This window comes from Novosphingobium kalidii (assembly GCF_040534015.1).
Taxonomy (GTDB): domain Bacteria; phylum Pseudomonadota; class Alphaproteobacteria; order Sphingomonadales; family Sphingomonadaceae; genus Novosphingobium; species Novosphingobium kalidii.
Genome location: NZ_JBEWLY010000027.1, coordinates 21361 through 45756, shown reverse-complemented (window position 1 = coordinate 45756; position 24396 = coordinate 21361). Strand labels below are relative to the sequence as shown.

The 24396-nt window shown below is 62.7% G+C and carries 19 protein-coding genes and 1 tRNA gene; 8 read left to right on the top strand and 12 right to left on the bottom strand.

All coding sequences use genetic code 11. The features are described 5' to 3' along the window. The first annotated feature begins 10 nt into the window (after positions 1–10). From ABVV53_RS16485 to ABVV53_RS16470, 4 genes are read left to right on the top strand one after another with little or no spacing between them, the layout of a single operon-like run. Positions 11–874 (top strand): cytochrome ubiquinol oxidase subunit II family protein, encoded by an 864-nt coding sequence (locus ABVV53_RS16485; protein WP_353985524.1) that lies wholly within the window; start codon positions 11–13, stop codon positions 872–874. Then, entirely contained in the window at positions 871–2955 is a 2085-nt protein-coding gene (locus ABVV53_RS16480) for a cbb3-type cytochrome c oxidase subunit I (protein WP_353985523.1), read from the top strand. Before ABVV53_RS16485 ends, ABVV53_RS16480 begins: the two co-directional genes overlap by 4 nt. After that, positions 2952–3578, top strand: a complete 627-nt coding sequence (locus ABVV53_RS16475; protein ID WP_353985522.1) for a cytochrome c oxidase subunit 3 — start codon at positions 2952–2954, stop codon at positions 3576–3578. Before ABVV53_RS16480 ends, ABVV53_RS16475 begins: the two co-directional genes overlap by 4 nt. Further along, complete coding sequence (locus tag ABVV53_RS16470; RefSeq protein WP_353985521.1) at positions 3575–3889, top strand: cytochrome o ubiquinol oxidase subunit IV; 315 nt, start codon at positions 3575–3577, stop codon at positions 3887–3889. Before ABVV53_RS16475 ends, ABVV53_RS16470 begins: the two co-directional genes overlap by 4 nt. A gap of 37 nt (positions 3890–3926) precedes the next feature. Here ABVV53_RS16470 and ABVV53_RS16465 read toward each other — a convergent pair whose 3' ends face one another. The 6 genes from ABVV53_RS16465 to ABVV53_RS16440 form a co-directional block, all read right to left on the bottom strand. Then, a complete protein-coding gene (locus tag ABVV53_RS16465) occupies positions 3927–4628 on the bottom strand; it encodes a hypothetical protein (protein ID WP_353985520.1) in 702 nt (233 codons plus the stop codon). Positions 4629–4853: 225 nt separating this feature from the next. After that, a tRNA-Cys gene (locus ABVV53_RS16460) sits at positions 4854–4927 on the bottom strand. Between the two features lie 75 nt (positions 4928–5002). Continuing rightward, complete coding sequence (locus ABVV53_RS16455; RefSeq protein ID WP_353985519.1) at positions 5003–6007, bottom strand: serine hydrolase; 1005 nt, start codon at positions 6005–6007, stop codon at positions 5003–5005. Between the two features lie 251 nt (positions 6008–6258). After that, entirely contained in the window at positions 6259–7905 is a 1647-nt protein-coding gene (groL, locus tag ABVV53_RS16450) for a chaperonin GroEL (RefSeq protein WP_353985518.1), read from the bottom strand. Between the two features lie 44 nt (positions 7906–7949). Next, complete coding sequence (groES, locus tag ABVV53_RS16445) at positions 7950–8237, bottom strand: co-chaperone GroES (RefSeq protein ID WP_353985517.1); 288 nt, start codon at positions 8235–8237, stop codon at positions 7950–7952. A 140-nt stretch (positions 8238–8377) separates the two neighbouring features. Beyond that, the gene (locus tag ABVV53_RS16440) at positions 8378–9784 is read right to left on the bottom strand and encodes an MATE family efflux transporter (RefSeq protein ID WP_353985516.1); all 1407 of its coding nucleotides are present in this window, start codon (positions 9782–9784) and stop codon (positions 8378–8380) included. 183 nt (positions 9785–9967) lie between these two features. Here ABVV53_RS16440 and ABVV53_RS16435 point away from each other — a divergent pair, with 183 nt between their 5' ends. Then, entirely contained in the window at positions 9968–10438 is a 471-nt protein-coding gene (locus tag ABVV53_RS16435) for a c-type cytochrome (RefSeq protein ID WP_353985515.1), read from the top strand. After that, positions 10435–10875, top strand: a complete 441-nt coding sequence (locus ABVV53_RS16430; RefSeq protein WP_353985514.1) for a nuclear transport factor 2 family protein — start codon at positions 10435–10437, stop codon at positions 10873–10875. Before ABVV53_RS16435 ends, ABVV53_RS16430 begins: the two co-directional genes overlap by 4 nt. 176 nt (positions 10876–11051) lie before the next feature. Here ABVV53_RS16430 and rplL read toward each other — a convergent pair whose 3' ends face one another. The 6 genes from rplL to ABVV53_RS16400 all read right to left on the bottom strand — a co-directional run bounded on the left by rplL (position 11052) and on the right by ABVV53_RS16400 (position 14982). Then, positions 11052–11429 (bottom strand): 50S ribosomal protein L7/L12, encoded by a 378-nt coding sequence (rplL, locus tag ABVV53_RS16425; RefSeq protein WP_353985513.1) that lies wholly within the window; start codon positions 11427–11429, stop codon positions 11052–11054. Between the two features lie 81 nt (positions 11430–11510). Then, the gene (gene rplJ, locus ABVV53_RS16420) at positions 11511–12026 is read right to left on the bottom strand and encodes a 50S ribosomal protein L10 (protein ID WP_353985512.1); all 516 of its coding nucleotides are present in this window, start codon (positions 12024–12026) and stop codon (positions 11511–11513) included. Positions 12027–12323: 297 nt separating this feature from the next. Beyond that, positions 12324–12890: a DUF1993 domain-containing protein gene (locus ABVV53_RS16415; protein ID WP_353985511.1), complete on the bottom strand. Its 567-nt coding sequence runs from the start codon at positions 12888–12890 to the stop codon at positions 12324–12326. Between the two features lie 105 nt (positions 12891–12995). Continuing rightward, positions 12996–13241 carry a helix-turn-helix domain-containing protein gene (locus ABVV53_RS16410; protein WP_353985510.1) on the bottom strand — a complete coding sequence of 82 codons (246 nt, stop codon included), beginning with the start codon at positions 13239–13241 and terminating at the stop codon, positions 12996–12998. Positions 13242–13261: 20 nt separating this feature from the next. Continuing rightward, complete coding sequence (locus ABVV53_RS16405; protein ID WP_353985509.1) at positions 13262–13813, bottom strand: DUF2975 domain-containing protein; 552 nt, start codon at positions 13811–13813, stop codon at positions 13262–13264. A gap of 338 nt (positions 13814–14151) precedes the next feature. After that, positions 14152–14982 carry a hypothetical protein gene (locus ABVV53_RS16400; protein ID WP_353985508.1) on the bottom strand — a complete coding sequence of 277 codons (831 nt, stop codon included), beginning with the start codon at positions 14980–14982 and terminating at the stop codon, positions 14152–14154. A 698-nt stretch (positions 14983–15680) separates the two neighbouring features. On the opposite strand from ABVV53_RS16400, the gene rpoB reads away from it, so the two are divergent. Next, positions 15681–19874, top strand: a complete 4194-nt coding sequence (gene rpoB, locus ABVV53_RS16395; protein ID WP_353985507.1) for a DNA-directed RNA polymerase subunit beta — start codon at positions 15681–15683, stop codon at positions 19872–19874. Between the two features lie 73 nt (positions 19875–19947). Further along, complete coding sequence (rpoC, locus tag ABVV53_RS16390) at positions 19948–24234, top strand: DNA-directed RNA polymerase subunit beta' (RefSeq protein ID WP_353985506.1); 4287 nt, start codon at positions 19948–19950, stop codon at positions 24232–24234. Positions 24235–24396 lie beyond the last annotated feature (162 nt).

Here is a 24396-nt window from a genome sequence, read left to right as displayed (position 1 = left end):
GACGGTGTCTATGCCCCCCTCTCATTCCATCCGGGCGCTCGTCCTGTTGCTGCCATTGCTCGGTGGTTGCAGCGCGCTAGAACTCGGCGTTGCGAACCATGCTGGCCCCGTGGCGGCCGAGCAATGGGAGCTGTACCTGATCGTTGCGGCGGTGCTTGCCTTCGTTGCCGGCCCGGTGCTGATCCTCGTGCCGCTGGTTGCATGGCATTACCGACTGTCGAACAAACATTATTCCTACCGACCGGACTGGGGATTCTCCTGGCCTCTCGAGATTCTCGTCTGGGTGCCGCCGATCGGCATCGTGATCGGCCTGAGCTTCCTGCTCTGGGGATATACCCACCGGCTGGACCCATACCACCGCCTTACCTCGCCCGCTCCGCCGGTGGAGGTGCAGGCAGTCGCGCTCGACTGGAAATGGCTGTTCATCTATCCGGACGAGCGCGTCGCCACCGTCAACCAGCTTGCGATTCCGGTCGGTCGTCCTGTCCATGTTAGCCTGACCAGCGGCACAGTGATGCAGTCGATGCTGATCCCGCAGCTTGCCGGCCAGATCTATGCGATGGCGGGGATGCGCACCGAGCTCAATCTTGCCGCCAGCCGCACCGGGGTGTTTCGAGGCGAAAACACCCAGTTCAACGGCAAGGGCTTCCATAGGCAGAAGTTCGAGGTAATCGCGATGAGCCCGGCGGATTACACTCGCTGGCTGGCGCGCGTGCGCGCATCTGCCCGGCCGCTCGACAGCCAGGCGCTCGCCAGGATAACTGCGCGCTCGGTTGCGCCGCAGCCTGTCTTCTTCTCAACCGTGCCACCAGGGTTGTTCCGCCAGATGATGATCGCCCCCACGCGCCTCGATACCCATAGAGGCCCTCAGTGAGCGCGCCCGTATGGCCAGCAGTGCTCGGCCGTTTTGACTGGCATGCGCTGCCCTTCGTCCGGGCATGGGAAAACCCGACCGCCAACGAGATTATCGCAGCGGGCGCAGGCGCTGTGGTGGTGCTCAGCGCTTTGTTCGTCGTTGTGCTGCTCACCGTGCTGGGACGCTGGGGCTGGCTGTGGAGGGAGTGGCTGACCAGCCTCGATCACAAGAAGATCGGCATCATGTATGTGGTGATCGCCTTCGTGATGCTGGCGCGCGCGCTGGTTGAGGCAAACCTGATGCGGCTGCAACAGGCCACCGCGATCAACGATCCTGGCTTCATCGGGCCCGAGCACCTCGCGCAGCTGTTCAGCACTCATGGCTCGATCATGATCTTCTTTATGGCGATGCCGTTTCTGACCGGCATCATCAACTATATCGTGCCGCTTCAGATCGGCGCGCGTGATGTTGCTTTTCCCCTGCTCAACGCGATCGGGCTGTGGCTGACGGGAGCAGGTGCGGCACTGATGATGGTGAGCCTGGTCATCGGCCGCTTTTCGACCGGCGGGTGGAGCGGTTATCCGCCCTTTACCGAGATCGAGTTCAATCCCGGTGTCGGGCCGGATTACTGGATCTGGGCTGTGACGCTTGGCTCGATCGCCTCGACTCTGACCGGCATCAACATAGCCGTCACCATCTACAAGATGCGTGCCCCAGGCATGAAGCTGATGCGAATGCAGATGTTCTGCTGGACCAGCCTGTGCACCGCGATTCTGATGGTATTCGCCATGCCGCCGTTGACGGTGGCGACGGTGTTGCTGGCGCTGGACCGCTACTTGGGCTTCCACTTCTTCACCAATGCCCTTGGCGGCAACATGATGCACTATGCCAACCTGTTCTGGATGTTCGGGCATCCCGAGGTCTACATCGTCATCCTGCCCGCATTCGGTATCTACTCCGAGGTGGTGTCGACCTTCTCCTCCAAGGAGCTCTACGGCTACATCTCGCTAGTGATCGCGACGATGGCGATCGCGGCGCTCTCGTTCACAGTGTGGCTGCATCACTTCTTTACCATGGGTCAGAGCCCCACGATCAACGCGGCCTTCGGCATCGCCACGATGACGATCGGCGTGCCGACCGGAGTGAAGATCTACAACTGGATCTGGACCATGTTTCGCGGCGAGGTGCGCTTCTCTACGCCGATGCTCTACTCGCTGGCGTTCATGATGACCTTCGTGCTGGGCGGACTGACCGGCATCATCCTGGCGTTTCCGCCGCTGGACTATGTCGTCCATAACACGCTGTTCCTGGTTGCGCACTTCCACAACATGCTGATCCCCGGCACGCTTTACGGCATGATCGCGGCCTATACCTTCTGGTTCCCCAAAGCGTTCGGGTTCCGCCTGAACGAGACATGGGGACGCATCGCCTGCGCCTGCTGGGTGATCGGCTTCTATCTCGCGTTCATGCCGCTCTACGTGCTGGGCGCCGCCGGCATGGCTCGGCGTACACTGGCAGTGTTCGAGCCCGCCTATCGGTCGTGGCTCTATGCCGCGGAACTGGGCGCGGTGATCCTGTTTTGCGGGTTGGCAGCGCTCTTGATCCAGCTGTGGGTGAGCATTCGCCAGCGCGATGTCACCCGCGTGCTTGCGGGCGACCCATGGGATGGACGCGGCCTCGAATGGGCCACGTCGGCTCCGCCGCCGGAGTACAACTTCGCGAATCTGCCGCATGTGGAACAGCGCTTCGCCTTCTATGATGATAAGCGGAAGAACGCGCCCTATGCGCGGCCGCCGCATTACAACGACATAGAGATGCCGAAGAACAGCGCCGTTGCGCCGATCATCGGCATTGCCGGCGCTGCGACCGGCTTCGGGCTCGTGTGGTACATGTGGTGGCTCGCGATCCTCGGCACGCTGGTGACCGTCGCAACCGTCGTCGCACGTAGTTTTGTGCGGGATTCGGAGCGGATCATCCCCGCTGAAGAGGTTCAGCATACGGAAGAGATCTGGTTGTCCGCAGTGCACAGAGCACGGCCGATCCCGCGCGAGCTTGAGATGACGCAGGCCAACCAGGGTCTCGCCGAGGCTTCCGTATGAGCACAGGAGAAGTACAGCATCCTGGGCTCAATCTCGGCTCCACCGACGCCGAGACGCATGAGGCGGCCGGCGGAGACGTGTTCGGCTTCTGGATGTTCCTGATGAGCGATGCGGTGATATTCGCGTTGCTGTTCGCTACTTATGGCGTGATGCTGCCAGCGACCGCGGGAGGGCCGACGCCAGCAAGCGAGTACAAGATCGGCCCGACCTTTGTAGAGACGCTGGTGCTGCTTACCAGCAGCCTGACGTTCGGAATGGCATCCGTGGCGATGAAGCACGGAGGGCATCTGCGGCAGGTGTTGAGCTGGATGGGGGTGACGCTGGCACTAGGGCTGCTGTTCCTCGGGCTAGAGTTGCACGACTTCGCCCAGATGTTCGCACACGGCGCCTATCCGACCCGCAGCGGCTATCTGTCAGCCTTCTTCGGGCTGGTCCCCCTCCACGGCCTGCACGTTCTTACGGGCAGCTTGTGGATCGTCGTAATGATGGTGCAGTTGTGCGTATTCGGGGCGGATTCCCGCGTGAAGATCAACGTGCTGCGCCTCGGACTATTCTGGCACTTCCTCGATGTCGTGTGGATCGCGATCTTCTCCACTGTCTATCTACCGGGACTGATCCGATGAGCGGGCCCTCCGACAGTCGGCGCCGGGAGATCCGCACCTATCTGACCGGCTATGGCGCCGCGCTTGCGCTCACTTGTGCGGCATTCGCCTTGGTGCGCTGGCCAGTCTTCGGATCGGGTGCGACGTTCGCGATGATACTTGCGCTCGGGCTGATCCAGATAGTCGTGCAGTTCCGCTGCTTTCTGCACATCACCCTGGCGCGGTCAGCACGGGACGATCTCCAGCTGATCCTTTTCTCGCTGCTGATTATAGCGCTGATGGTCGGGGGTACGCTCGTCATCCTGTTCAATCTGCGAGAGCGCATGATGTGAAAGCCTCGCCGGGTGCGGCGTTCTGGCCGCTGCCGGATTACCGGAAGTACCACAAGCCAAACAGGGCGATGCCGACCAGCGCGAAGCCTGCCCGCTTGATCCGCCATCTTTCACCGACGAGAGCGAGAGCGAGAGGATAAGCCTTGAGGGAAAGCGGCTCCGTCTCGTCGGCAGAGCGTTGCGACGGGCTCTTCATCGCTTCCGGCATTATCTCATCGGTATGTCCGCTGTCGTCTCGGTTCATGCCCACCTGTCCCGGCAAGAACTGGAAATGGCTGGAGATGGGTAAGTCAGGAGCGGTGTTCGCTCCACCCCCACCCGATGCGCTGTCTGGAAGTGGAGTGACGGCATGGCCGGTGGTGGCGCGATTAAGATCGCCGTCCGTGGGCCCAGCCGGGTGCTCGCTTCGGGTCAGCCTCGCACCCTCAGCGCCGTAGCCTGCTTCAGGCCGCATGATCGCGTGTGGTAGCACCTGCCTGCGCGCGAGCGCGGTATTCAACCCTCCAAGCTCGACCGGTCCGTCATTCCCGTTGAGGAGTTGGGCCAAGTTGTCTGGTGTTAGCAATTTGCCTGGAGCAGAGCCGGTTCTGGAAGCTTCTGGCGCGAGCGGCAGAGCCTTCGCGCCTGCGGCAAGGAGCGCAGCTGGGTCGCTCCCGTCCCCTTCCGCAGTTCGACCAGAGCCAATGGGGAGCATGACGGAAGCGGAGAGTGGAACGGCTGGCGTGGGGCGGATAGACATGGAGGCAATTCCGTCGGGCGGATCGGCGGGCAGAAGTATGCACCACCAGTGGCAGAGCGCCTCTCAAGAATTGGTGAAGGCTCTATCTCGAGCATCGCGACAGACAAGGCCGGCGGCGGTTCTACTTCGCGAGGAAGCGGCTCTCAACCGAAGTGCCATGGCGACAGCAAAGCCGCGGGAAGCATCCGCTTCCAAGACGTTCTCGGACTGCGAGAGAAATCCGGATGGAGGCCCGAGCCGGAATCGAACCGGCGTGCAAGGATTTGCAGTCCTCTGCGTAACCACTCCGCCATCGGGCCATCCGGGGCGTGTCCCCGAAGGGAATGGCGCGCCTAGCAACCCTGCCGCCGGCGCGCAATCGGATTCGCGCTTTTTTAGCGCGAGGCGGTACGAGGGTAGGTCGCGGGTTCGCGCGAATAGCCCTCGTATACCGCGCGGGCTATGTTGGCGATGCGGCCCTCGCGGTTGAGGCGGGTGCCTTGCCCGGTCACATAAATCGCCACGGCATAGGCCCGGCCGTCGGGCGCCTGGATGATGCCGACGTCGCTCGATGTGTTGTTCAGCGATCCCGTCTTGTGCAGCACCGTCGCTTCCGAAGGCAGGAGGGCGGGGATGCGGCGCTTGCCTGTGATGCAACGGCCCATTGCGCCGAGCAGCAGCGAGCGGCTGGAAGCGCTCAGGCGGTTGCCGTTGTAGATTTCGGCAAGCAGCTGCACCATTGCCAGCGGGGTGGCACTGTCACGCGTCTCGATCACCTCGGCAGGATTGACTGCACCGTCGTCACGCACGAGCGTCGCGATGTCGCGGTCGATGTGCCAGTCTTCGATGCCCGCCCGGCGCACCCATTCGTTTACCGCCTTGGGACCGCCGACAACTTTAAGCAGCGCGTCCGTGGCGTAGTTGTTGGAGCGGGTGATCATGACCTCGAGCAAGTCCCGGGCCGTCATGTAAGTGCCGGGGCGCACGGGTGCGACTTTGCTGGAAAAAGGTGCCGATTTAACCGGGATCAGCAGTGGGTATTCACTGGTCAAGCTCCAGCGGCCCTTGTCGACGCCTTCGAGGAAGGTAGCGGCAATTGCAATCTTGCTGGTGCTGGCCATGGGGAAGCGTTGCTCGCCGAGGACATCGATGACACGTCCCGAGGCAAGATCAAGCGCAGCGACGCCGATGCGGCCCTGCGAGGCTTCAGCAAGGCTGGCAAGATGCTGTTCAAATCCTGGGGCATAACGCCGCGGAGCGCGCATTTCGGTGCCCAGCACGCTGTCGAAAGCACTCTGCACGTCATTGATCGCCGTATGCTCGACGCTGCCAGCATGTGCAGTCGCGAGCGGCGCGAGCATCGCGGCGGTGGCGAGCATTGCTCGGAAGATTCGTTTCATATCAGTCCTGCCTGCCCCGGAAACGCAGGGTCAATCTAGATCGGTCCACGTTTGCAAAGAGTTAACCGCGAGCCGGTGAAAGGCCACAGGCGAGCGACGAGTTGCAGCCGTTTTGCGATCACTGCGGGAACTCGGACGAAAGCGTCACAGGCCGTTCAGGCGCATATTTCGTCAAAGTGTCTTGCCGCCAATGCAAAAGGCCGGGGGATTTCTCCCCCGGCCTTCCGGTATGCCTGGACTGAGCGTGGGCCTTAGAAGCCCATGTCGCCCATGCCGCCCATGCCGCCGCCGGGCATTGCCGGCATTGCGGGCTTGTCTTCCGGCTTCTCGCTGATCGCCGCTTCGGTGGTGATCAGCAGACCAGCGACCGAGGCTGCGTCCTGCAGCGCGGTACGAACGACCTTGGTCGGGTCGATCACGCCGGCCTGGACCAGGTTCTCGTAAGTGTCGGTCGCGGCGTTGAAGCCCTGGTTCTCGTCATTCTCGCGCAGCAGGTTGCCCGAGACCACGGCGCCGTCATGGCCGGCGTTGGTCGCAATCTGCTTGAGCGGGGCGGTGATCGCCTTGCGAATGATGTCGATGCCCTTGGTCTGGTCATCGTTGGCACCCTTGAGGCCCTCGAGAGCCTTGGTCGCATAGAGCAGAGCTGTACCGCCACCGGGGACGATGCCTTCTTCGACTGCGGCGCGGGTCGCGTGGAGAGCGTCGTCGACGCGATCCTTGCGCTCCTTCACCTCAACCTCGGACGCGCCGCCGACCTTGATCACGGCGACGCCGCCAGCCAGCTTAGCGAGACGCTCCTGGAGCTTCTCACGGTCATAGTCGCTGGTGGTGGTTTCGATCTGCGAACGGATCTGCTCGACGCGACCCTTGATTTCGTCAGCCGAACCCGAACCGTCGACAATCGTGGTGTTGTCCTTGTCGATCGTGACCTTCTTGGCCTGGCCAAGCATGCCCAGGGTCACGTTCTCGAGCTTGATGCCGAGGTCTTCCGAGATCATCTCGCCGGCGGTCAGCGTGGCGATGTCGCCCAGCATGGCCTTGCGACGATCGCCGAAGCCCGGAGCCTTGACGGCTGCGATCTTCAGGCCGCCACGCAGCTTGTTGACGACGAGCGTGGCCAGAGCCTCACCCTCGATGTCCTCGGCGATGATGAGGAGCGGGCGGCCCGACTGCACCACGGCCTCAAGGATCGGAAGCAGCGCCTGGAGCGACGACAGCTTCTTCTCGTGGATGAGGATGTAGGGGTTGTCGAGCTCGACAGTCATCTTGTCGGGGTTCGTCACGAAGTAGGGCGAAAGATAACCGCGGTCGAACTGCATGCCCTCGACGACGTCGAGTTCAAACTCGAGACCCTTGGCCTCTTCGACGGTGATGACGCCTTCCTTGCCGACCTTCTCCATGGCTTCGGCGATTTTCTCGCCAACTTCCACGTCGCCATTGGCCGAGATGATGCCGACCTGGGCGATTTCCGACGAGCCGGAAACGTCCTTCGAACGGTTCTTGAGGTTCTCGACGACCTTGGTCACAGCGAGGTCGATGCCGCGCTTGAGATCCATCGGGTTCATGCCGGCGGCGACCGAGGTCATGCCTTCACGAACGATCGCCTGGGCCAGAACGGTGGCGGTGGTGGTGCCATCGCCGGCCTTGTCGTTGGCCTTCGAAGCCACTTCGCGCAGCATCTGCGCGCCCATGTTCTCGAACTTGTCCTTAAGTTCGATTTCCTTGGCGACGGTAACGCCGTCCTTGGTGATGCGGGGGGCGCCGAAGCTCTTGTCGATCACGACGTTGCGGCCCTTGGGGCCCAGCGTGACCTTCACGGCGTTGGCCAGCGTGTCCACACCGGCGAGAATGCGCTCACGAGCGTCGCGCGAAAAGCGTACGTCCTTAGCTGCCATTGTCTAATTCCTTCTCGAAAACTGGTTTAGTGGGAACCGGAAGCTCAGCCGATTACGCCGAGAATGTCCGATTCCTTCATGATCAGCAGGTCTTCGCCATCGACCTTGACCTCGGTGCCCGACCACTTGCCGAACAGCACGCGGTCACCCACCTTGACGTCGAGCGGCGTCACTTTGCCATCTTCAGCGCGAGCGCCGTTGCCAGCGGCGACGATCTCGCCCTCCGCGGGCTTTTCCTTGGCGCTGTCAGGGATGATGATGCCGCCGGCCGTCTTTTCTTCGGCCTCGACGCGGCGCACGAGAACACGATCGTGCAGCGGACGAAAACTCATAGGGTTCTCCCTCATCCAATGAACCAAAAGGGGTTTTGGCACTCTCAGGTGTAGAGTGCCAACGCAGCGCATATGGTTCTGCCGTCGTGGTGCGTCAAGCGAGTCGCCGCAAAAAATGCCAGTCGGGTTGTAGCGTCGGTTCAGGCGAGTGCAGCGGCGCGGACAAGTCCGATCCGCTCGCGCCGAATCCAGCGCAGTAGCAGCAGAATAGCCGCGACCGTCAGGCCGGTGGCAAGGCCGATCCAGACACCAAGGCCGCTGAGGGACGTGTGGAAACCGAGCCAGTACGCTACGACAAAACCCGCCGCCCAGTAGCTCACGACCGCGATGACCATCGGCACACGGGTGTCCTGCATTCCGCGCAGGACGCCTGCAGCGACCGTCTGCGCCCCGTCCACCAATTGGAAAGCAGCCGCCACCAGGACGTACTGCACGGCAAACCCCAGCATGGCGGCATTGGCAGGTGCCTTGATGTCGACGTAGGCGGATACGATCAGCTCCGGAAATAGCATCATCGCAGCGGCAGAGACACTGACGAAAGCCAGGCCGATGACCAGGGCTGCCCAGCCTGCGCGGCCAATCGCCTCGGGGTTTTTGGCGCCATAGTGATAACCGACCCGGATCGTGGCGGCTTGCCCGATACCGAACGGGATCTGGAAGAAGATCGATGCGATCTGCAGCGCCACCGTATGCCCGGCGAGTTGTGCCTCGCCAATGAGGCCCATCAGGAACGCAGCGCTGCTGAACAGCCCGCCCTCGGCGAATAGCGTTGCAGCGATCGGAACTCCGAGAGCGATGATCTGCCCCAGCCGTGACCATTCCGGCCGCCACCAGCGGCCGAAAATACGCATGCGCCGCAAGTGCCGGTCGGAGCGGATGGCCAGGCAGTATGCCAGCACCGTTACGCAGGCGGTGATGAAGCTGGCAAGTGGCGAGCCGAGCAGGCCCAGTGGCGGCACGCCCAGGTGACCGAACACAAGCACCCAGTTACCGAACGCGTTGACGGCTATCGACAAGCCGGTGATTACTGTGGCGAAGACCGGGCGGCCCATAGCCGATACGAACGTGCGCAGGACGTTGATCACCAGCATCGGCACGACGCTCAGCGCACAGACTTCCAGAAACTCGCCAGCGCGGCGAGCGAGGACCGGTTGCTGCCCAGTCGCAAGCACGATGCGCTCCCCGAACAGGCAGACGGTGATGCCGATCAGCCCCAGCAGCCCGCAAAGCCACAGCGCCATGCGAACGGAGCGCCGCACCTCGCGTACCGCGTGACGCCGCCTCCCGAGCTCTGCTGCAATCAGCGGGGCGACCGCGCCGGTCAGCCCGAAAAAGCCCATCAGCATGAGGCCGAAGATTGCGACCGCCAGACTTGATGCGGCGAGCGCCTCCTGCCCCAGTCGGGATACGAACATCACATCCGTCGCGAATACGGCCATCTGCAGAATGTTGGCTGTCGCCAACGGGACCGAGAGCCGCCAGGTCGCGATCAACTCATCGCGGAACAGCCGCGGTGCAGGCTCAGTGAAGGGGGCGAGAGCGGTCATCGTTCCGTCAAGCAGAGAGGGCACAATCTGCCAAGATGTCCGATGCACTCGTGGCTGCCGAGCGGATACGCATATCTGTGCACCCGTGGAAGCGAAAAACAGTCGTGAGCGCCCGGCGAATCTGCACTTCCGACCGTCTTGCGCTTTCCTTGATGCTTGTTCTGCCATAGGACGGGCCTGCAGATGTTGCACACCTGGGGGAACTTGCCGCTTATGACTTTCCGCCGGTTCCTCGTGTTTGGCTGTACTCTGCTTGCCGCTTGTGGCCAAGGCGCCACGGATAAAGGTGACAGCGTTCCTGCTATGGCCGGAACGGCACCGGTCACCGCCGGGCTGTCGCCTGGCGAGGGCCGGGGCGAAGCTCCTGACCCACCCGCTGCCTTCGCGGTCTGCCGCTCCTGCCACACTGTCACGCCGGGGCGTCATGGCGCGGGTCCGAGCCTTGCGGGTGTGTGGGGGGCAAAGGCCGGGAGCTTGCCCGGCTATGCCTATTCCGAGGCGCTTAAGTCGTCGGGCATCGTCTGGGACGCTGAGACGCTCGACACATGGTTGCAGGCGCCCACAAAAATGGTCCCAGGCACCCGTATGATCATCGGCATCCCCAACGCAGAGGCTCGCAAGGCCGTGATCGAATACCTGGAGGCGCTCAAATGACCGGGCTCACTGACGATCAGGTACGCTGGTCCGAGGCCATACGGCAGCGCCTCAGCGCGTGTACTCAGGCCGGAGACGCGCGCAAGGCCGAAGCCTATGCGGCCTGCTTCACAGAGGACGGCGTTCTGGAGCTGGAGAACGGGACACTCGCCGGGCGGGCAGAAATCCTGGATTGGATGAAACAGCCATCGGTTTTCCAGCAAAACGCAAGCACTACTCCCGGCTTTGTGAGCCACCACCTGACGACCTCGCACATTGCCTTTTCCGGCCAGAACGCGGCCACCGTGCGTACTTACTGGCTGGTCACGACTGCGACCGGACTCGACCACAATGGCTTCTATGTCGATACCTTGCGTCGCGAAGGGGAGGATTGGCTTATCGCCCATCGCCGGCCGCGCACCTTGTGGTTCGCACCAACAAGCGTGCTGCGCTCCTGAGGGGAGAGATTGCCCATACTTGATCGGTAGCTCTTCGAGCGGCCTTAGACTTCATAGCTGACAGCCTCTTGCCGTAGCGGAAAGTGTCTTCGATTTTGGTGGCTCGTTTCAACGAAAAAGGGCGGCCCCGAAGAGCCGCCCTTTCTTTTTTCCGTCCGGCAAGAACCGGAAGAAGATTACTTGAGCTCGACGGTGCCGCCGGCTTCCTCGATCTTCTTCTTGATTTCTTCGGCTTCAGCCTTCGAAGCGCCTTCCTTGACGGGCTTCGGAGCGCCTTCGACGAGAGCCTTGGCTTCAGCGAGGCCCAGACCGGTGATGGCGCGGACTTCCTTGATGACCTGGATCTTCTTGCCGCCGTCGCCGGTCAGGATGACGTCGAATTCGGTCTTCTCTTCAGCGGCTTCAGCAGCGCCACCACCAGCGGCCGGGCCAGCAACGGCAACGGCTGCAGCGGCGGAAACGCCCCATGCTTCTTCGAGAGCCTTGGCGAGGTCAGCGGCCTCGAGAACGGTCAGCTTCGAAAGTTCTTCAACGAGATTGGCGATATCGGCCATGATAATTCACTCCTGGTTTCGTGGTCCCTAGGCCAAACGGCCGCCGGGCAAATCGCTTTGAAACGTCTGGTAAGCAGGTGCTTACGCGGCATCCTTCTCGGCATAGGCGTTGAAGACGCGCGCCAGCTTGGACGCCGGAGCGACCGTGAGCTGGGCGATCTTGGTCGCCGGTGCCTGGATGAGGCCGATAAGCGTGCCACGCATTTCGTCGAGCGAGGGCATCGAGGCGAGCGCCTTGACCCCGTCCGCGTTCAGAACGTGCGTGCCCATCGATCCGCCGACGATCTCGATCTTGTCGGTCGTCTTGGCGAAGTCCACCACTGCCTTGGCGGCAGCGACGGGATCGACCGAAGTGGCGATCGCCGTCGGACCCGTGAACATCTCGTCGATGCCCGCGTAGTCGGTGTCCTGGATGGCAAGCTTGGCAAGACGGTTCTTCGCAACCTTGTAAGTCGCGCCGGCTTCACGGATCTTCGTGCGCAAGGCGGAGGACTGAGCCACCGACATGCCGAGGTTGCGGGTGATCACCACCACGCCGACCTCGTTGAAGACCGCGCTGAGCTGGGCGACCGATTCGGCTTTCTGCGAACGATCCATGCCTTACTCCTTCACAATGGCCGCGAGCGCTTGAGGGCACCTGCGGCCGGCTACGTTTTCCCACGCCGCGATTGCGGTGCGGGGAAGTCCGTTCGATGGGGAAGGAGCTCGCGCCGAAACGCGAAGGCGGCACCGCGCCTGGAAGCGAAGGGCCGTGGAATATCTCTGTCCCCGTCTAGGCTGGAAATTAAGAGGGGGACCCTCACCAACTGTCTCGGACGGATGACTCGGCGGCCTAAGCCTCCGGTCGGGGCGGGCCTTTGGCCCAATGGCGGGAAAGAGTCAAGGATTGTCGCTTCAGCCGCGTGGTCCCGTGCCAGAGCGAAGATGCGGAAGCAGGTGCGGGATGTAGTCCGCTTTGCCGACTTCGATGAATTCGCTGCGCAGAATGGCGTAGGCCGCCATGATGTGGAAGTAGAACTGCCCGAGCGCCCAGTCGCGGACATATTGCTCGGCGGTCAGGTCAAAGATCATGCCGTTAGCAAGCTCATGGGCGATCGGACTGTCGGCGGAAACGTCGAGAGCGCCCGGCTCCAGAGTTTCGAGGAAAGCAACGGTTTCGGCGATGCGCGCTCGGGCACTGGCAAGTGAGCCGGGCTGGTCCGCCGCGTTGCGGCCCTCGTCCAGGAGTTCACCGATGAGCGCGGGAAAGGCGAGCCCCCTCAGCCGATGCGCCGCCTCATAGGCCTGAACGCAGGCAAAGCGCACCTGAGTGGCCAGGGGGAACATGTCCGGTGCCAGGCGTGCCGACAGAATCGCGCCTGCACCTGCTTCTCCTCTTTGCACCTCTGCCTTCTCCAGCCACCCTGAAAGCGCCTTCAGCATGTGTGTATGCGTAGGGATGAGGAGAGTTGTGAACGACATCAGGTTCTTTCTCTTAAGTGAGGACTGCCTGCCTTCTAGCTTTTGTGTCGAGGCACTGAAAGCAGGCCGTTGGCCGATAGCGGAGAAGACGCTTCGCTCTGCGGGTTAGTCGCTACCCTCGTTCCCGTCATACCCGAGCAAGTCGCCGGGTTGGCAGTCCAGTTCGCGGCAGATCGCTTCCAGCGTGGAGAAGCGAATGGCTTTGGCCTTGCCGGTCTTGAGTATCGACAGATTGGCGAGCGTGATACCGATCCGCTCTGCCAGCTCGGTCAGCGTCATGCGGCGTTGATAGAGCACGTCATCGAGCTTGACCACGATGCGGGTTCCTTCCGTTTCTTCGCCGTCAGGCATAGGCTTCGCCTTGGGTGCCATCACACGGTGCCTTCCAGTTCATCGCGCATCGCGGCGCCCTGGCGGAACACGCGGGCCAGGATGAACAGGATCAGCATCAGCAGCAGGCCGTTGCCCGACAGGCCCCCATTGATAGCGATGTCGGTGTGGACCTCAGGAGACGCGGCAAAGGCTTGGTCGATCCAGTCGGCGAAGCCGATGATCGGCAGTGTGACGAGTTGAACTGCCAGAGTTAACCAAGCCATCTGGGTCAGTCGTCGCGCGTTCTCGGGTACGAAAGGATCGCCGTCACCCACCGTGCCAACGATGTGCTTCAGTAGCTGGAAGATGCGGAAGAGCACTAGCAGCAGCGCAATCACGCACGCAAGCACGCCCGAAAGTACCCATAGCATTGTTGGAATCGGAACTGTGGGCGCCGTCCTGCCGAGTTCGATGGTGATGTTGCCCTGAAACAGGTGCAAGGCTGGAATGGCCACGAGGCAGGCGACGGCGCCGACCAGCATTGCTCCCATCAGGAACCAGAGGATGCCTTTGGCGGCGGCGAGCAAGGGGTCGCGAGTGATCGAGGTCATGGCGGGTCTCCGGGCTGGCTCTTCTTACATCAGGACCAGCGGAGCGGCCGGCGCGAGCACGACCGACGCACTCGGTTTCGCCTGCGCTGCGGGGGTGCCGAATAAGGTGGGTGCCCAAAGTGGCGCGGTGAGGGTGAGGGCCAGAAAGGTAGCGAGTGGACGTTGTGCTTGCAGGGGCATTGTTCGATCTCCGATATGCTTCATATCGAAATTCAATAATTCGGAATCAGCACATCGTCAATCGATAATATCGAAAAACAATGCGTGCGATGCCTGGCGCCCAAACAAAGGGGGCGGCTCCCGAAGGAACCGCCCCAGGGCCGATCATGGCAAATGGACTATGCCGTGACCAGTGGAGGAACCGCGGAGGTGGAGGTGCTGGCGGAACGGTAGGTTCTCCAGTCGAAGCGGGCAGCGTTCTGGTGGGCTTCTGCTTCACGCGCCTGCAGCAGGAGCCGTGCGCGGCGGCGGCGTGCCTTGCGGGAGGTGAACGGGTTGGCGGCGTCCGGCTCGGCGGCGACCATGTGTTCCAGCACCCGGCTTCGCTCGTCGGACGTGGCGGCAACGGCTTGCGGAGGCGCTGAACCCCAGTGAGGCTGCGAGCGGGTGGCCGGCGCTACCACTGCGGGTGCAGGCGCGAGGAGTGGAGCCGTGCTGCGCGTCTCGGCGGCGGCGGCAGCCACTCCATTGTCCGCGCGATCGACCTCAGCACCATTGCGGCGGCGGCGCGAGCGCATGGCCGCGTATCCAGCGGCGCCGAGGCCAAGGGCCGCCAGCAAGCCGGCCATCGCCTCGTCGGGAATTCCGCTGCGCTCGTTTGTGGTGGGTGTCGCTTCGCTGGCGTCACGTCCCTGGACGGCACCGGTCTGGACCGCAGGCATCGGCCTCTCGGAATTGCGCGTGGGAGCAGTTGCGGCGCCAGGCGCCGAGCGTGCTTCCGTCGCCGCGCTGCGCGGCTGTTCGAGCGAACTGGGCACAGGCGGAGCCGCGACAGGTGCGGTGCGAGCGGTGCGGGCCGGGGTGCTGCGGGGCTGAGCTTCCATCGGTGCAGGCGCACTCTCGGTGGTCATCGGCGCGTTCGACTGCGGTACGGCACTGGTCGGAAGCGCTTCCGGCAGGGCGATCGCCGGCGCTGCTGCTTCAGGGAGGGCTGCTTCAGGGAGGATCACGGAAGGTGCCGATACGGGGGAGGATAAAGTACTCGTTGATTCCGTCGAAGTAACTGTAGGCTGGGGCAGCTGTATGGTAGGTGCAGCCTCCTGAGCCACCGCTGGATTGTTTCCGAGCGCCAGAGCGGCTGAAATCGCCGCCACAGCACTAGCTGATCGAGAGAGAGCGTGTGTCATGGCTGTAAGAACGCCGTCTCTCGCGTCAGGTTACACTGCGTCTTTGCAAATAAAGGGTGAGACGAATACTAGGATGCGGTGAATTGAAGTTGCTGTGATAGGTTAGTAATTTATCCACCGGAATTCTGAACGCCCGTTCATGCTGCGGTATGCTTTCGTGCCGGCGTGTTAACTTGACGTTCATCGCCACAGCCATGCCTGCGCTGTGCAATTGAGATGCCTAGGCTCATTCCGGCCCGGGGGTTTACACTTCGGTACCCCCCGCTTATATGATGGGTCCGCTCGGCGCTTCGAGCAAGACGGATCCAGCGCGGGGATTTGTCAGGGAAGGAAGCGGAACCGAGTACCATCTGACGCAACAGGCTGCGAGCCGCAGGTCATCCGAACGGGTGGCGTGTGCACGCGGCCCTTATTGCGTCTGGAGATGGCCTCGCCGCCTGTGCGGCGAAAATCGCGAGAAATATCGATGGCGAGCCGGTCTGTTCCGGCTGCTCCAAGTAGCGAAGAGGCGAACCCTTTCCATGGCGACCAAGCCCGTCCACTCCGACGTCCAGCCCAAGCAAGGGCTGCGTTCGGCCAAGAAGCGCATCCGCAAGATCTTCGGCGATGCGCACGAAGTGGTGCAGATGCCGAACCTGATCGAGGTTCAGCGCGAAAGCTACGAGCAGTTCCTGCGCTCCGATCCGTCGACCGGCTATGTCTCGGGTCTGGAGAAGACGCTGCGCTCGGTCTTCCCGATTCGCGACTTCGCGGGCACCAGCGAGCTGGACTTCGTTCACTACGAACTCGAAGACCCCAAATACGACCAGACCGAGTGCCGCCAGCGCGGCATCACGTATGCGGCTCCCATGAAGGTGACGCTGCGTCTGATCGTGTTCGAGGTCGATGCCGAGACCGAGACCCGCTCCGTGCTCGATATCAAGGAGCAGGACGTCTACATGGGCGACATGCCGCTCATGACCGGGAACGGCACCTTCATCGTTAATGGCACCGAGCGCGTTATCGTTTCGCAGATGCACCGTTCGCCGGGCGTCCTGTTTGACCACGATCGCGGCAAGACCCACTCCTCGGGCAAGTTCCTGTTTGCTGCGCGCGTTATTCCGTATCGCGGTTCGTGGCTGGACTTCGAGTTCGACGCCAAGGACATCGTGAACGTCCGCATCGATCGCAAGCGCAAGCTGCCGGTTACGGCGCTGCTCTATGCTCTCGGTCTCGATGACGAGCAGATCCTCGATCACTTCTACGAGACCGTCACCTGGAAGCGCGGTGATGGCGGCTGGCGCTTGCCCTTCGCGCCCGAGGCATGGCGCGGTTCGAAGCCGACGTTCGACATCGTCGATGCCAAGTCGGGCGAGGTCGTGTTCCCCGCTGGTCAGAAGATCAGCCCTCGTGCCGCCAACAAGGCGCAGAAGGACGGCCTCGAAGAGCTGCTGATCCCGACTGAGGAAATCTTCGGCCGCTTCTCGGCGAAGGACCTCATCAATGAGGAAACCGGCCGCATATACATCGAGGCAGGTGACGAAGTGTCGCCGGAGAACCTCGAGGCGCTCGACGCTGCCGGCTTCGATGCCATCGATCTGCTCGATATCGACGACGTCAACACCGGGCCCTGGATCCGCAACACGCTCAAGGCCGATAAGGCCGAGAACCGTGAAATGGGCCTGGAAGCGATCTACAAGGTCATGCGTCCCGGCGAGCCGCCGACGAAGGAGACTGCCGAGGCTCTGTTCGACGGGCTGTTCTTCGACGCCGACCGCTACGACCTCTCCGCCGTGGGCCGCGTGAAGCTGAACATGCGCCTGGGCCTCGAAGTCGAGGATACGATCACCACGCTGCGCACCGACGATATCCTCGCGGTGGTCAAGGAGCTGGTGAACCTCAAGGACGGCAAGGGCGAGATCGACGACATCGATAACCTCGGCAATCGCCGTGTGCGTTCGGTGGGCGAGCTGCTGGAGAACCAGTACCGTGTCGGCCTGCTGCGCATGGAACGCGCCGTGAAGGAGCGCATGAGCTCGGTCGACGTGTCGACCGTGATGCCGAACGACCTCATCAACGCCAAGCCCGCTGTGGCCGCAGTGCGTGAGTTCTTCGGTTCCTCGCAGCTCTCGCAGTTCATGGACCAGACCAACCCGCTGTCCGAAGTGACGCACAAGCGCCGTGTTTCGGCCTTGGGGCCGGGTGGTCTGACGCGTGAGCGCGCCGGCTTCGAAGTCCGCGACGTTCACCCGACCCACTATGGCCGCATCTGCCCGATCGAAACGCCGGAAGGCCCGAACATCGGTCTGATCAACTCGCTCTCGACCTTCGCACGCGTCAACAAGTACGGCTTCATCGAGACGCCGTACCGCAAGGTTATCGACGGGAAGGTCACCGGCGAGGTCGTGTACCTCTCCGCCATGGAAGAGCAGAAGCACACTGTCGCGCAGGCTTCGGCTGAGCTCAACGACGACGGCAGCTTTGCCGAGGATCTGATCTCGGCCCGGCAGAACGGCGAATTCGTAATGTCGCCGTCCGACCAGGTCACGCTGATGGACGTTTCGCCCAAGCAGCTCGTCTCGGTCGCGGCTTCGCTGATTCCGTTCCTGGAAAACGATGACGCCAACCGCGCATTGATGGGCTCGAACATGCAGCGCCAGGCAGTGCCGTTGGTCAAGGCCGACGCACCGTTCGTGGGCACTGGCATGGAAGAGACCGTGGCGCGCGACTCGGGTGCTGCGATTTCGGCTCTGCGCGGCGGCGTGGTCGACCAGGTCGACGCGACCCGTATCGTCATCCGGGTGTCGGGCGATATCGAGCCGGGCAAGTCGGGCGTGGACATCTACACGCTGCAGAAGTTCCAGCGTTCGAACCAGAACACCTGCATCAACCAGCGCCCGCTGGTGAAGGTGGGTGACGTGGTCGAGGCTCGCGACATCATCGCCGACGGCCCCTCCACCGAACTGGGCGAGCTGGCGCTGGGCCGCAACAGCCTCGTCGCGTTCATGCCCTGGAATGGCTACAACTACGAAGACTCCATTCTCATCTCCGAGCGGATCGTGAAGGACGACGTCTTCACCTCGATCCATATCGAGGAGTTCGAGGTTATGGCTCGCGACACCAAGCTCGGGCCTGAGGATATCACGCGCGACATCCCCAACGTCGGCGAGGAAGCCCTGCGCAACCTCGACGAGGCGGGCATCGTCTACATCGGCGCCGAAGTGCACCCGGGCGATATCCTGGTCGGCAAGATCACCCCCAAGGGTGAATCGCCGATGACTCCGGAAGAGAAGCTGCTGCGCGCGATCTTCGGCGAAAAGGCCAGCGATGTGCGCGACACCTCGCTTCGCCTGCCCCCGGGCGTCTCGGGCACGATCGTCGAAGTGCGCGTGTTCAACCGTCACGGCATCGAGATCGACGACCGTACCCGCGCGATCCAGAACGAGGAAATCGAACGCCTCGCCAAGGACCGCGAGGACGAGCGCGCCATTCTCAATCGTGCGACGTACAATCGCCTGCGCGACATGCTTCTGGGCCAGACCGCCACGGCTGCGCCCAAGGGTGTGAAGAAGGGCGGCGTGATCGACGACGAGCTGCTTGGCGAGGCCGAGCGGCACGAGTGGTGGAAGTTCGCGGTTGCGGACGATCATGTGCAGTCGCAGCTCGAAGCGGTGAAGTCGCAGTACGACGTGACCGTGAAGGCGATCCAGGAGAAGTTCGAGGATCGCAAGGAGAAGCTGGAACGCGGCGACGAGCTGGCTCCGGGCGTGCTCAAGATGGTCAAGGTCTTCGTCGCGGTGAAGCGCAAGCTGCAGCCGGGTGACAAGATGGCCGGCCGTCACGGCAACAAGGGCGTCATCAGCCGCATCCTGCCGGTGGAGGACATGCCGTTCCTCGCCGACGGTACGCCGGTCGACCTCGTGCTCAATCCGCTGGGTGTGCCGTCGCGCATGAACGTCGGGCAGATCTTCGAGACTCACCTGGGCTGGGCCGCGCGCGGTCTGGGCCAGCAGGTCAAGGCCGCGCTCGAGGATTGGCGCCACGCCAATCCTGATCCGGAAGCCGGCGCTCCGCCTGAAGCAGTGCGCGATCGCCTCAAGACGATTTACGGCGAGAAGTACCACGAGGACATCGACAGCCGTGACACCACGTCGCTGCTGGAGCTGGCCGGCAATCTCACCGGCGGCGTCCCCATGGGCACTCCGGTGTTCGACGGCGCGGTGGAAGCCGACGTCGCCGAGATGCTGGACCGTGCGGGCCTCGACCGTTCGGGTCAGTCGGACTTGTTCGACGGACGCACCGGCGACAAGTTCGACCGCAAGGTGACAGTGGGCATCATCTACATGCTCAAGCTGCACCACCTTGTGGACGACAAGATCCACGCGCGTTCGATCGGGCCGTACTCCCTCGTCACCCAGCAGCCGCTGGGTGGTAAGGCGCAGTTCGGCGGCCAGCGCTTCGGTGAAATGGAGGTCTGGGCCTTGCAGGCTTACGGTGCCGCCTACACCTTGCAGGAGATGCTGACGGTGAAGTCCGACGACGTGGTCGGCCGCACCAAGGTCTACGAAGCGATCGTCAAGGGTGACGATACCTTCGAGGCCGGCATTCCCGAGAGCTTCAACGTGCTCGTCAAGGAAATGCGCTCGCTGGGCCTGAACGTGGAGCTGAACTCGGTCATCGACCACGACGATGCCGACGACGACGCGATCAACAACGGCCGGTTGGCGGCGGAGTGAACCTTCGGGCGCTGTCTCCCAAAGACAGCGCCTTACCGCTCCGCTTACGAAATACCCCAAGAGGGACAGAACTATGAACGACCTGAGCAAGTTCACCAACCAGATGGCGAAGCCCGAGACCTTCGATCAGATCCAGATCGGTCTCGCCTCGCCTGAGCGTATCCGCTCCTGGTCTTTCGGCGAGATCAAGAAGCCGGAAACCATCAACTACCGCACGTTCAAGCCCGAGCGTGATGGGCTGTTCTGCGCCCGCATCTTCGGTCCGGTGAAGGACTACGAGTGCCTGTGCGGCAAGTACAAGCGCATGAAGTACAAGGGCGTTGTCTGCGAGAAGTGCGGCGTCGAAGTGACCGTGACCAAAGTGCGCCGCGAGCGCATGGGCCACATCGAGCTGGCCGCGCCGGTCGCACACATCTGGTTCCTGAAGTCGCTGCCTTCTCGCATCGGCCTGCTTCTGGACATGCAGCTCAAGCAGCTTGAGCGCGTGCTGTACTTCGAAAGCTACATCGTCATCGAGCCGGGCCTCACCCCGCTCGAGAAGTACCAGCTGCTCACCGAAGACGAGATGCTCGACGCGCAGGACGAGTATGGCGAGGACGCGTTCTCGGCCGGCATCGGCGCTGAGGCGGTCAAGCACATGCTGATGTCGCTCGACCTCGAGCAGGAGCGCGATGACCTGATGGAAGAGCTGCGGACCACCAAGTCCGAGCTCAAGCCCAAGAAGATCATCAAGCGCCTCAAGGTCGTGGAATCCTTCATCGATTCGGGCAACCGCCCTGAGTGGATGATCCTCGACGTCGTGCCGGTCATCCCGCCAGAGCTGCGCCCTCTGGTGCCGCTGGACGGTGGCCGCTTCGCGACATCGGACCTCAACGATCTGTATCGCCGCGTCATCAACCGCAACAACCGCCTGAAGCGCCTGATCGAACTGCGCGCGCCGGACATCATCGTGCGCAACGAAAAGCGCATGCTGCAGGAAGCGGTCGACGCCCTGTTCGACAACGGCCGCCGTGGCCGCATCATTACCGGTGCGAACAAGCGTCCGCTCAAGTCGCTGTCTGACATGCTCAAGGGCAAGCAGGGCCGCTTCCGCCAGAACCTTCTCGGTAAGCGCGTCGACTACTCCGGCCGTTCGGTCATCGTGACCGGGCCGGAATTGAAGCTGCACCAGTGCGGCCTGCCCAAGAAGATGGCGCTCGAGCTGTTCAAGCCGTTCATCTACGCCCGCCTCGACGCCAAGGGTCTGTCGATGACCCTCAAGCAGGCGAAGAAGTGGGTCGAGAAGGAGCGCAAGGAAGTCTGGGACATCCTGGACGAAGTGATCCGCGAGCACCCGGTCATGCTGAACCGCGCGCCCACGCTTCACCGGCTGGGCATCCAGGCGTTCGAGCCCGTCCTGATCGAGGGCAAGGCGATCCAGCTGCACCCGCTCGTCTGCTCGGCCTTCAACGCCGACTTCGACGGTGACCAGATGGCCGTCCACGTACCGCTTTCGCTGGAAGCCCAGCTCGAAGCGCGCGTGCTGATGATGTCGACCAACAACATCCTGTCCCCTGCGAACGGCAAGCCGATCATCGTGCCGTCGCAGGACATGGTGCTGGGTCTGTACTACCTCTCGATGGACCGCGAAGGCGAGCCGGGCGAGGGCATGATGCTGTCCGACATCGCCGAAGTGCACCAGGCGCTGCATGTCGGCGCGGTGACGCTGCACTCCAAGATCCACACCCGGATCCCGCAGACCGACGAGAAGGGCAAGGAGTACATGCTCCGGGTTGAGACCACGCCTGGGCGAATGCTGATCGGTGAGTGCCTGCCCAAGAGCCACACGGTGCCGTTCGAAGTCGTCAACCGCCTTCTCACCAAGAAGGAACTGGGTGACGTCATCGACCAGGTCTATCGTCACACCGGCCAAAAGGACACGGTGCTGTTCGCCGACGCGATCATGAGCCTCGGCTTCCGGAACGCGTTCAAGGCGGGCATCTCGTTCGGCAAGGACGACATGATCATCCCGGACAGCAAGGTGGCACTGGTCGCCGAGACCAAGGAATTGGTCGCGGACTACGAACAGCAGTACCAGGACGGCCTGATCACCCAGCAGGAGAAGTATAACAAGGTGATCGACGCCTGGAGCCGTTGCGGTGACCAGGTGGCGAACGCCATGATGGACGAGATCCGCGCGATGCCGATCGATCCGGAAACCGGCCGTCAAAAGCAGATCAACTCGATCTACATGATGAGCCACTCCGGTGCGCGTGGTTCGCCAGCGCAGATGAAGCAGCTTGCGGGTATGCGCGGCCTGATGGCCAAGCCTTCGGGCGAGATCATCGAGACGCCGATCATCTCGAACTTCAAGGAAGGGCTAACCGTCCTCGAATACTTCAACTCGACTCACGGCGCTCGTAAGGGTCTGGCCGATACTGCTCTCAAGACTGCGAACTCGGGCTACCTGACTCGCCGTCTGGTCGACGTGTCGCAGGACTGCGTTGTCGTCGTTGACGACTGTAAGACCGAGCGCGCGTTGGAAATGCGCTCGATCGTGCAGGGCGGTTCCACGATCGCTTCGCTGGGCGAGCGTATCCTGGGGCGTACTCTGGCCGAGGATATAGTCGACAAGGCCGGCAACGTGGTCGCGTCGCACGGGCAGTTGCTCGACGAAGCGGCGGTGACGAAGATCGAGGCGACCGGCTTGCAGGCCGCGCGTATTCGGTCGCCGCTGGTCTGCGAAGCCACGATGGGCGTTTGCGGCAAGTGCTACGGGCGTGACCTCGCTCGCGGTACGCCGGTGAACATCGGCGAAGCCGTGGGCGTCATCGCGGCGCAGTCGATCGGCGAGCCGGGTACCCAGCTCACCATGCGTACCTTCCACATCGGCGGTGCGGCGCAGCTCAACGAAACCAGCCACCTGGAATCGATCTGCGACGGTACTGTCGAATACCGCGACGTTCCGACCATCACCGATAAGCGTGGCCGTCGCCTCAGCTTGGCGCGCAACGGCGAGATCGTGGTGCTCGATACCGAAGGCCGTGAGCGCGCGATGCACCGCGTGCCCTACGGTACCGTGCTGATCCACGAGAACGGCGCGAGCGTGAAGGAAGGCGAACGCCTGGCAGAGTGGGATCCGTTCTCATTGCCGATCATCACCGAAACCTCCGGTGTGGTCCGCTATCAGGACCTGATCGACGGTCGCACCCTGAGCGAACAGGCTGACGAAGCCACCGGCATGACCAGCCGCGTGGTGACGGAAGACCGTTCCACCCGCTCGAAGAAGAAGGAGGACTTGCGTCCGCGCATCACCCTTCTCGACGAGCAGTCGGGCGAGGCGGCGCGGTACATGCTGGCTCCTGGTGCCACGCTCTCGGTCGAGGACGGCCAAGCGGTCGAAGCGGGCGACATCATCGCCCGTGCCAGCCGCGAAGCTGCCAAGACCCGCGACATCACCGGCGGCCTGCCGCGTGTCGCGGAGCTGTTCGAGGCACGCAAGCCCAAGGACAACGCGATCATCGCCAAGACCTCGGGCCGCATCGAGTTCGTGCGGGACTACAAGGCCAAGCGCAAGATCGCGATTATCCCGGAAGAGGGTGATCCGGTCGAGTACCTGATCCCCAAGAGCAAGGTGATCGACGTTCAGGAAGGCGACTTCGTCAAGAAGGGCGACAACCTGATCTCCGGTTCGCCCGACCCGCACGACATCCTCGAAGTGCTGGGCGTGGAAGCGCTGGCCGAGTACCTGTGCGCGGAAATCCAGGAGGTCTATCGTCTGCAGGGCGTGAAGATCAACGACAAGCACATCGAGGTGATCGTTCGCCAGATGCTGCAGAAGGTCGAGATCACGCACGGTGGCGACACCACCCTGCTGGCCGGCGAGCAAGTCGACTACGAGGAGATGAACGAGTACAACGCGAAGCTGGAGAGCGGGCAGCGCCCCGCCGAAGGTAAGCCGGTGCTGCTCGGCATCACCAAGGCCTCGCTGCAGACGCGTTCGTTCATCTCGGCGGCGTCGTTCCAGGAGACAACGCGCGTGCTCACTCAGGCTGCGGTCGAGGGCAAGCGAGACTCGCTGATCGGCCTCAAGGAGAACGTGATCGTCGGGCGTCTGATCCCCGCGGGCACGGGTGCCGGCATGAACCGGGTCCGTGTGGCAGCATCCAGCCGCGACGCCGCGCTGCGAGCCTCGTACCGCAAGCTGCAGGAGTCGCTGGTCGCGCCTCGTACAGCTGCGGAGGAGCACGCCGCCGAATTGCAGCGTGATCCCGCCGATGATCTCGGCAACGATCCGCTGGCCGCGATGGAAGGCGAAGCCCACGGCACGGATGCCGATGCCGGCGACTACCTCATCAAAGGTGATGACGATCAGGCGTAAGCTCACTCGTTCTGAACTTTGAGCCAACAAGAAACCCCGCTGGAGCGATCCAGCGGGGTTTCTTGTTGGCGTCGCCTCGCTGGAGGTAGTGCAAAAGCGGGAGCAGGGGAGGCAGAATTCGCTCTGCTGACCGGGACCACGCGCCGACGCCTGGGCAACAAC

Coding starts and splice junctions, on each gene's coding strand:
- ABVV53_RS16485 (WP_353985524.1), top strand. CDS start 11: ATGCCCCCCTCTCATTCCATCCGGGCGCTCGTCCTGTTGCTGCCATTG.
- ABVV53_RS16475 (WP_353985522.1), top strand. CDS start 2,952: ATGAGCACAGGAGAAGTACAGCATCCTGGGCTCAATCTCGGCTCCACC.
- ABVV53_RS16470 (WP_353985521.1), top strand. CDS start 3,575: ATGAGCGGGCCCTCCGACAGTCGGCGCCGGGAGATCCGCACCTATCTG.
- ABVV53_RS16465 (WP_353985520.1), bottom strand. CDS start 4,628: ATGTCTATCCGCCCCACGCCAGCCGTTCCACTCTCCGCTTCCGTCATG.
- ABVV53_RS16455 (WP_353985519.1), bottom strand. CDS start 6,007: ATGAAACGAATCTTCCGAGCAATGCTCGCCACCGCCGCGATGCTCGCG.
- groL (WP_353985518.1), bottom strand. CDS start 7,905: ATGGCAGCTAAGGACGTACGCTTTTCGCGCGACGCTCGTGAGCGCATT.
- groES (WP_353985517.1), bottom strand. CDS start 8,237: ATGAGTTTTCGTCCGCTGCACGATCGTGTTCTCGTGCGCCGCGTCGAG.
- ABVV53_RS16440 (WP_353985516.1), bottom strand. CDS start 9,784: ATGACCGCTCTCGCCCCCTTCACTGAGCCTGCACCGCGGCTGTTCCGC.
- ABVV53_RS16435 (WP_353985515.1), top strand. CDS start 9,968: ATGTTGCACACCTGGGGGAACTTGCCGCTTATGACTTTCCGCCGGTTC.
- ABVV53_RS16430 (WP_353985514.1), top strand. CDS start 10,435: ATGACCGGGCTCACTGACGATCAGGTACGCTGGTCCGAGGCCATACGG.
- rplL (WP_353985513.1), bottom strand. CDS start 11,429: ATGGCCGATATCGCCAATCTCGTTGAAGAACTTTCGAAGCTGACCGTT.
- rplJ (WP_353985512.1), bottom strand. CDS start 12,026: ATGGATCGTTCGCAGAAAGCCGAATCGGTCGCCCAGCTCAGCGCGGTC.
- ABVV53_RS16415 (WP_353985511.1), bottom strand. CDS start 12,890: ATGTCGTTCACAACTCTCCTCATCCCTACGCATACACACATGCTGAAG.
- ABVV53_RS16410 (WP_353985510.1), bottom strand. CDS start 13,241: ATGCCTGACGGCGAAGAAACGGAAGGAACCCGCATCGTGGTCAAGCTC.
- ABVV53_RS16405 (WP_353985509.1), bottom strand. CDS start 13,813: ATGACCTCGATCACTCGCGACCCCTTGCTCGCCGCCGCCAAAGGCATC.
- rpoB (WP_353985507.1), top strand. CDS start 15,681: ATGGCGACCAAGCCCGTCCACTCCGACGTCCAGCCCAAGCAAGGGCTG.
- rpoC (WP_353985506.1), top strand. CDS start 19,948: ATGAACGACCTGAGCAAGTTCACCAACCAGATGGCGAAGCCCGAGACC.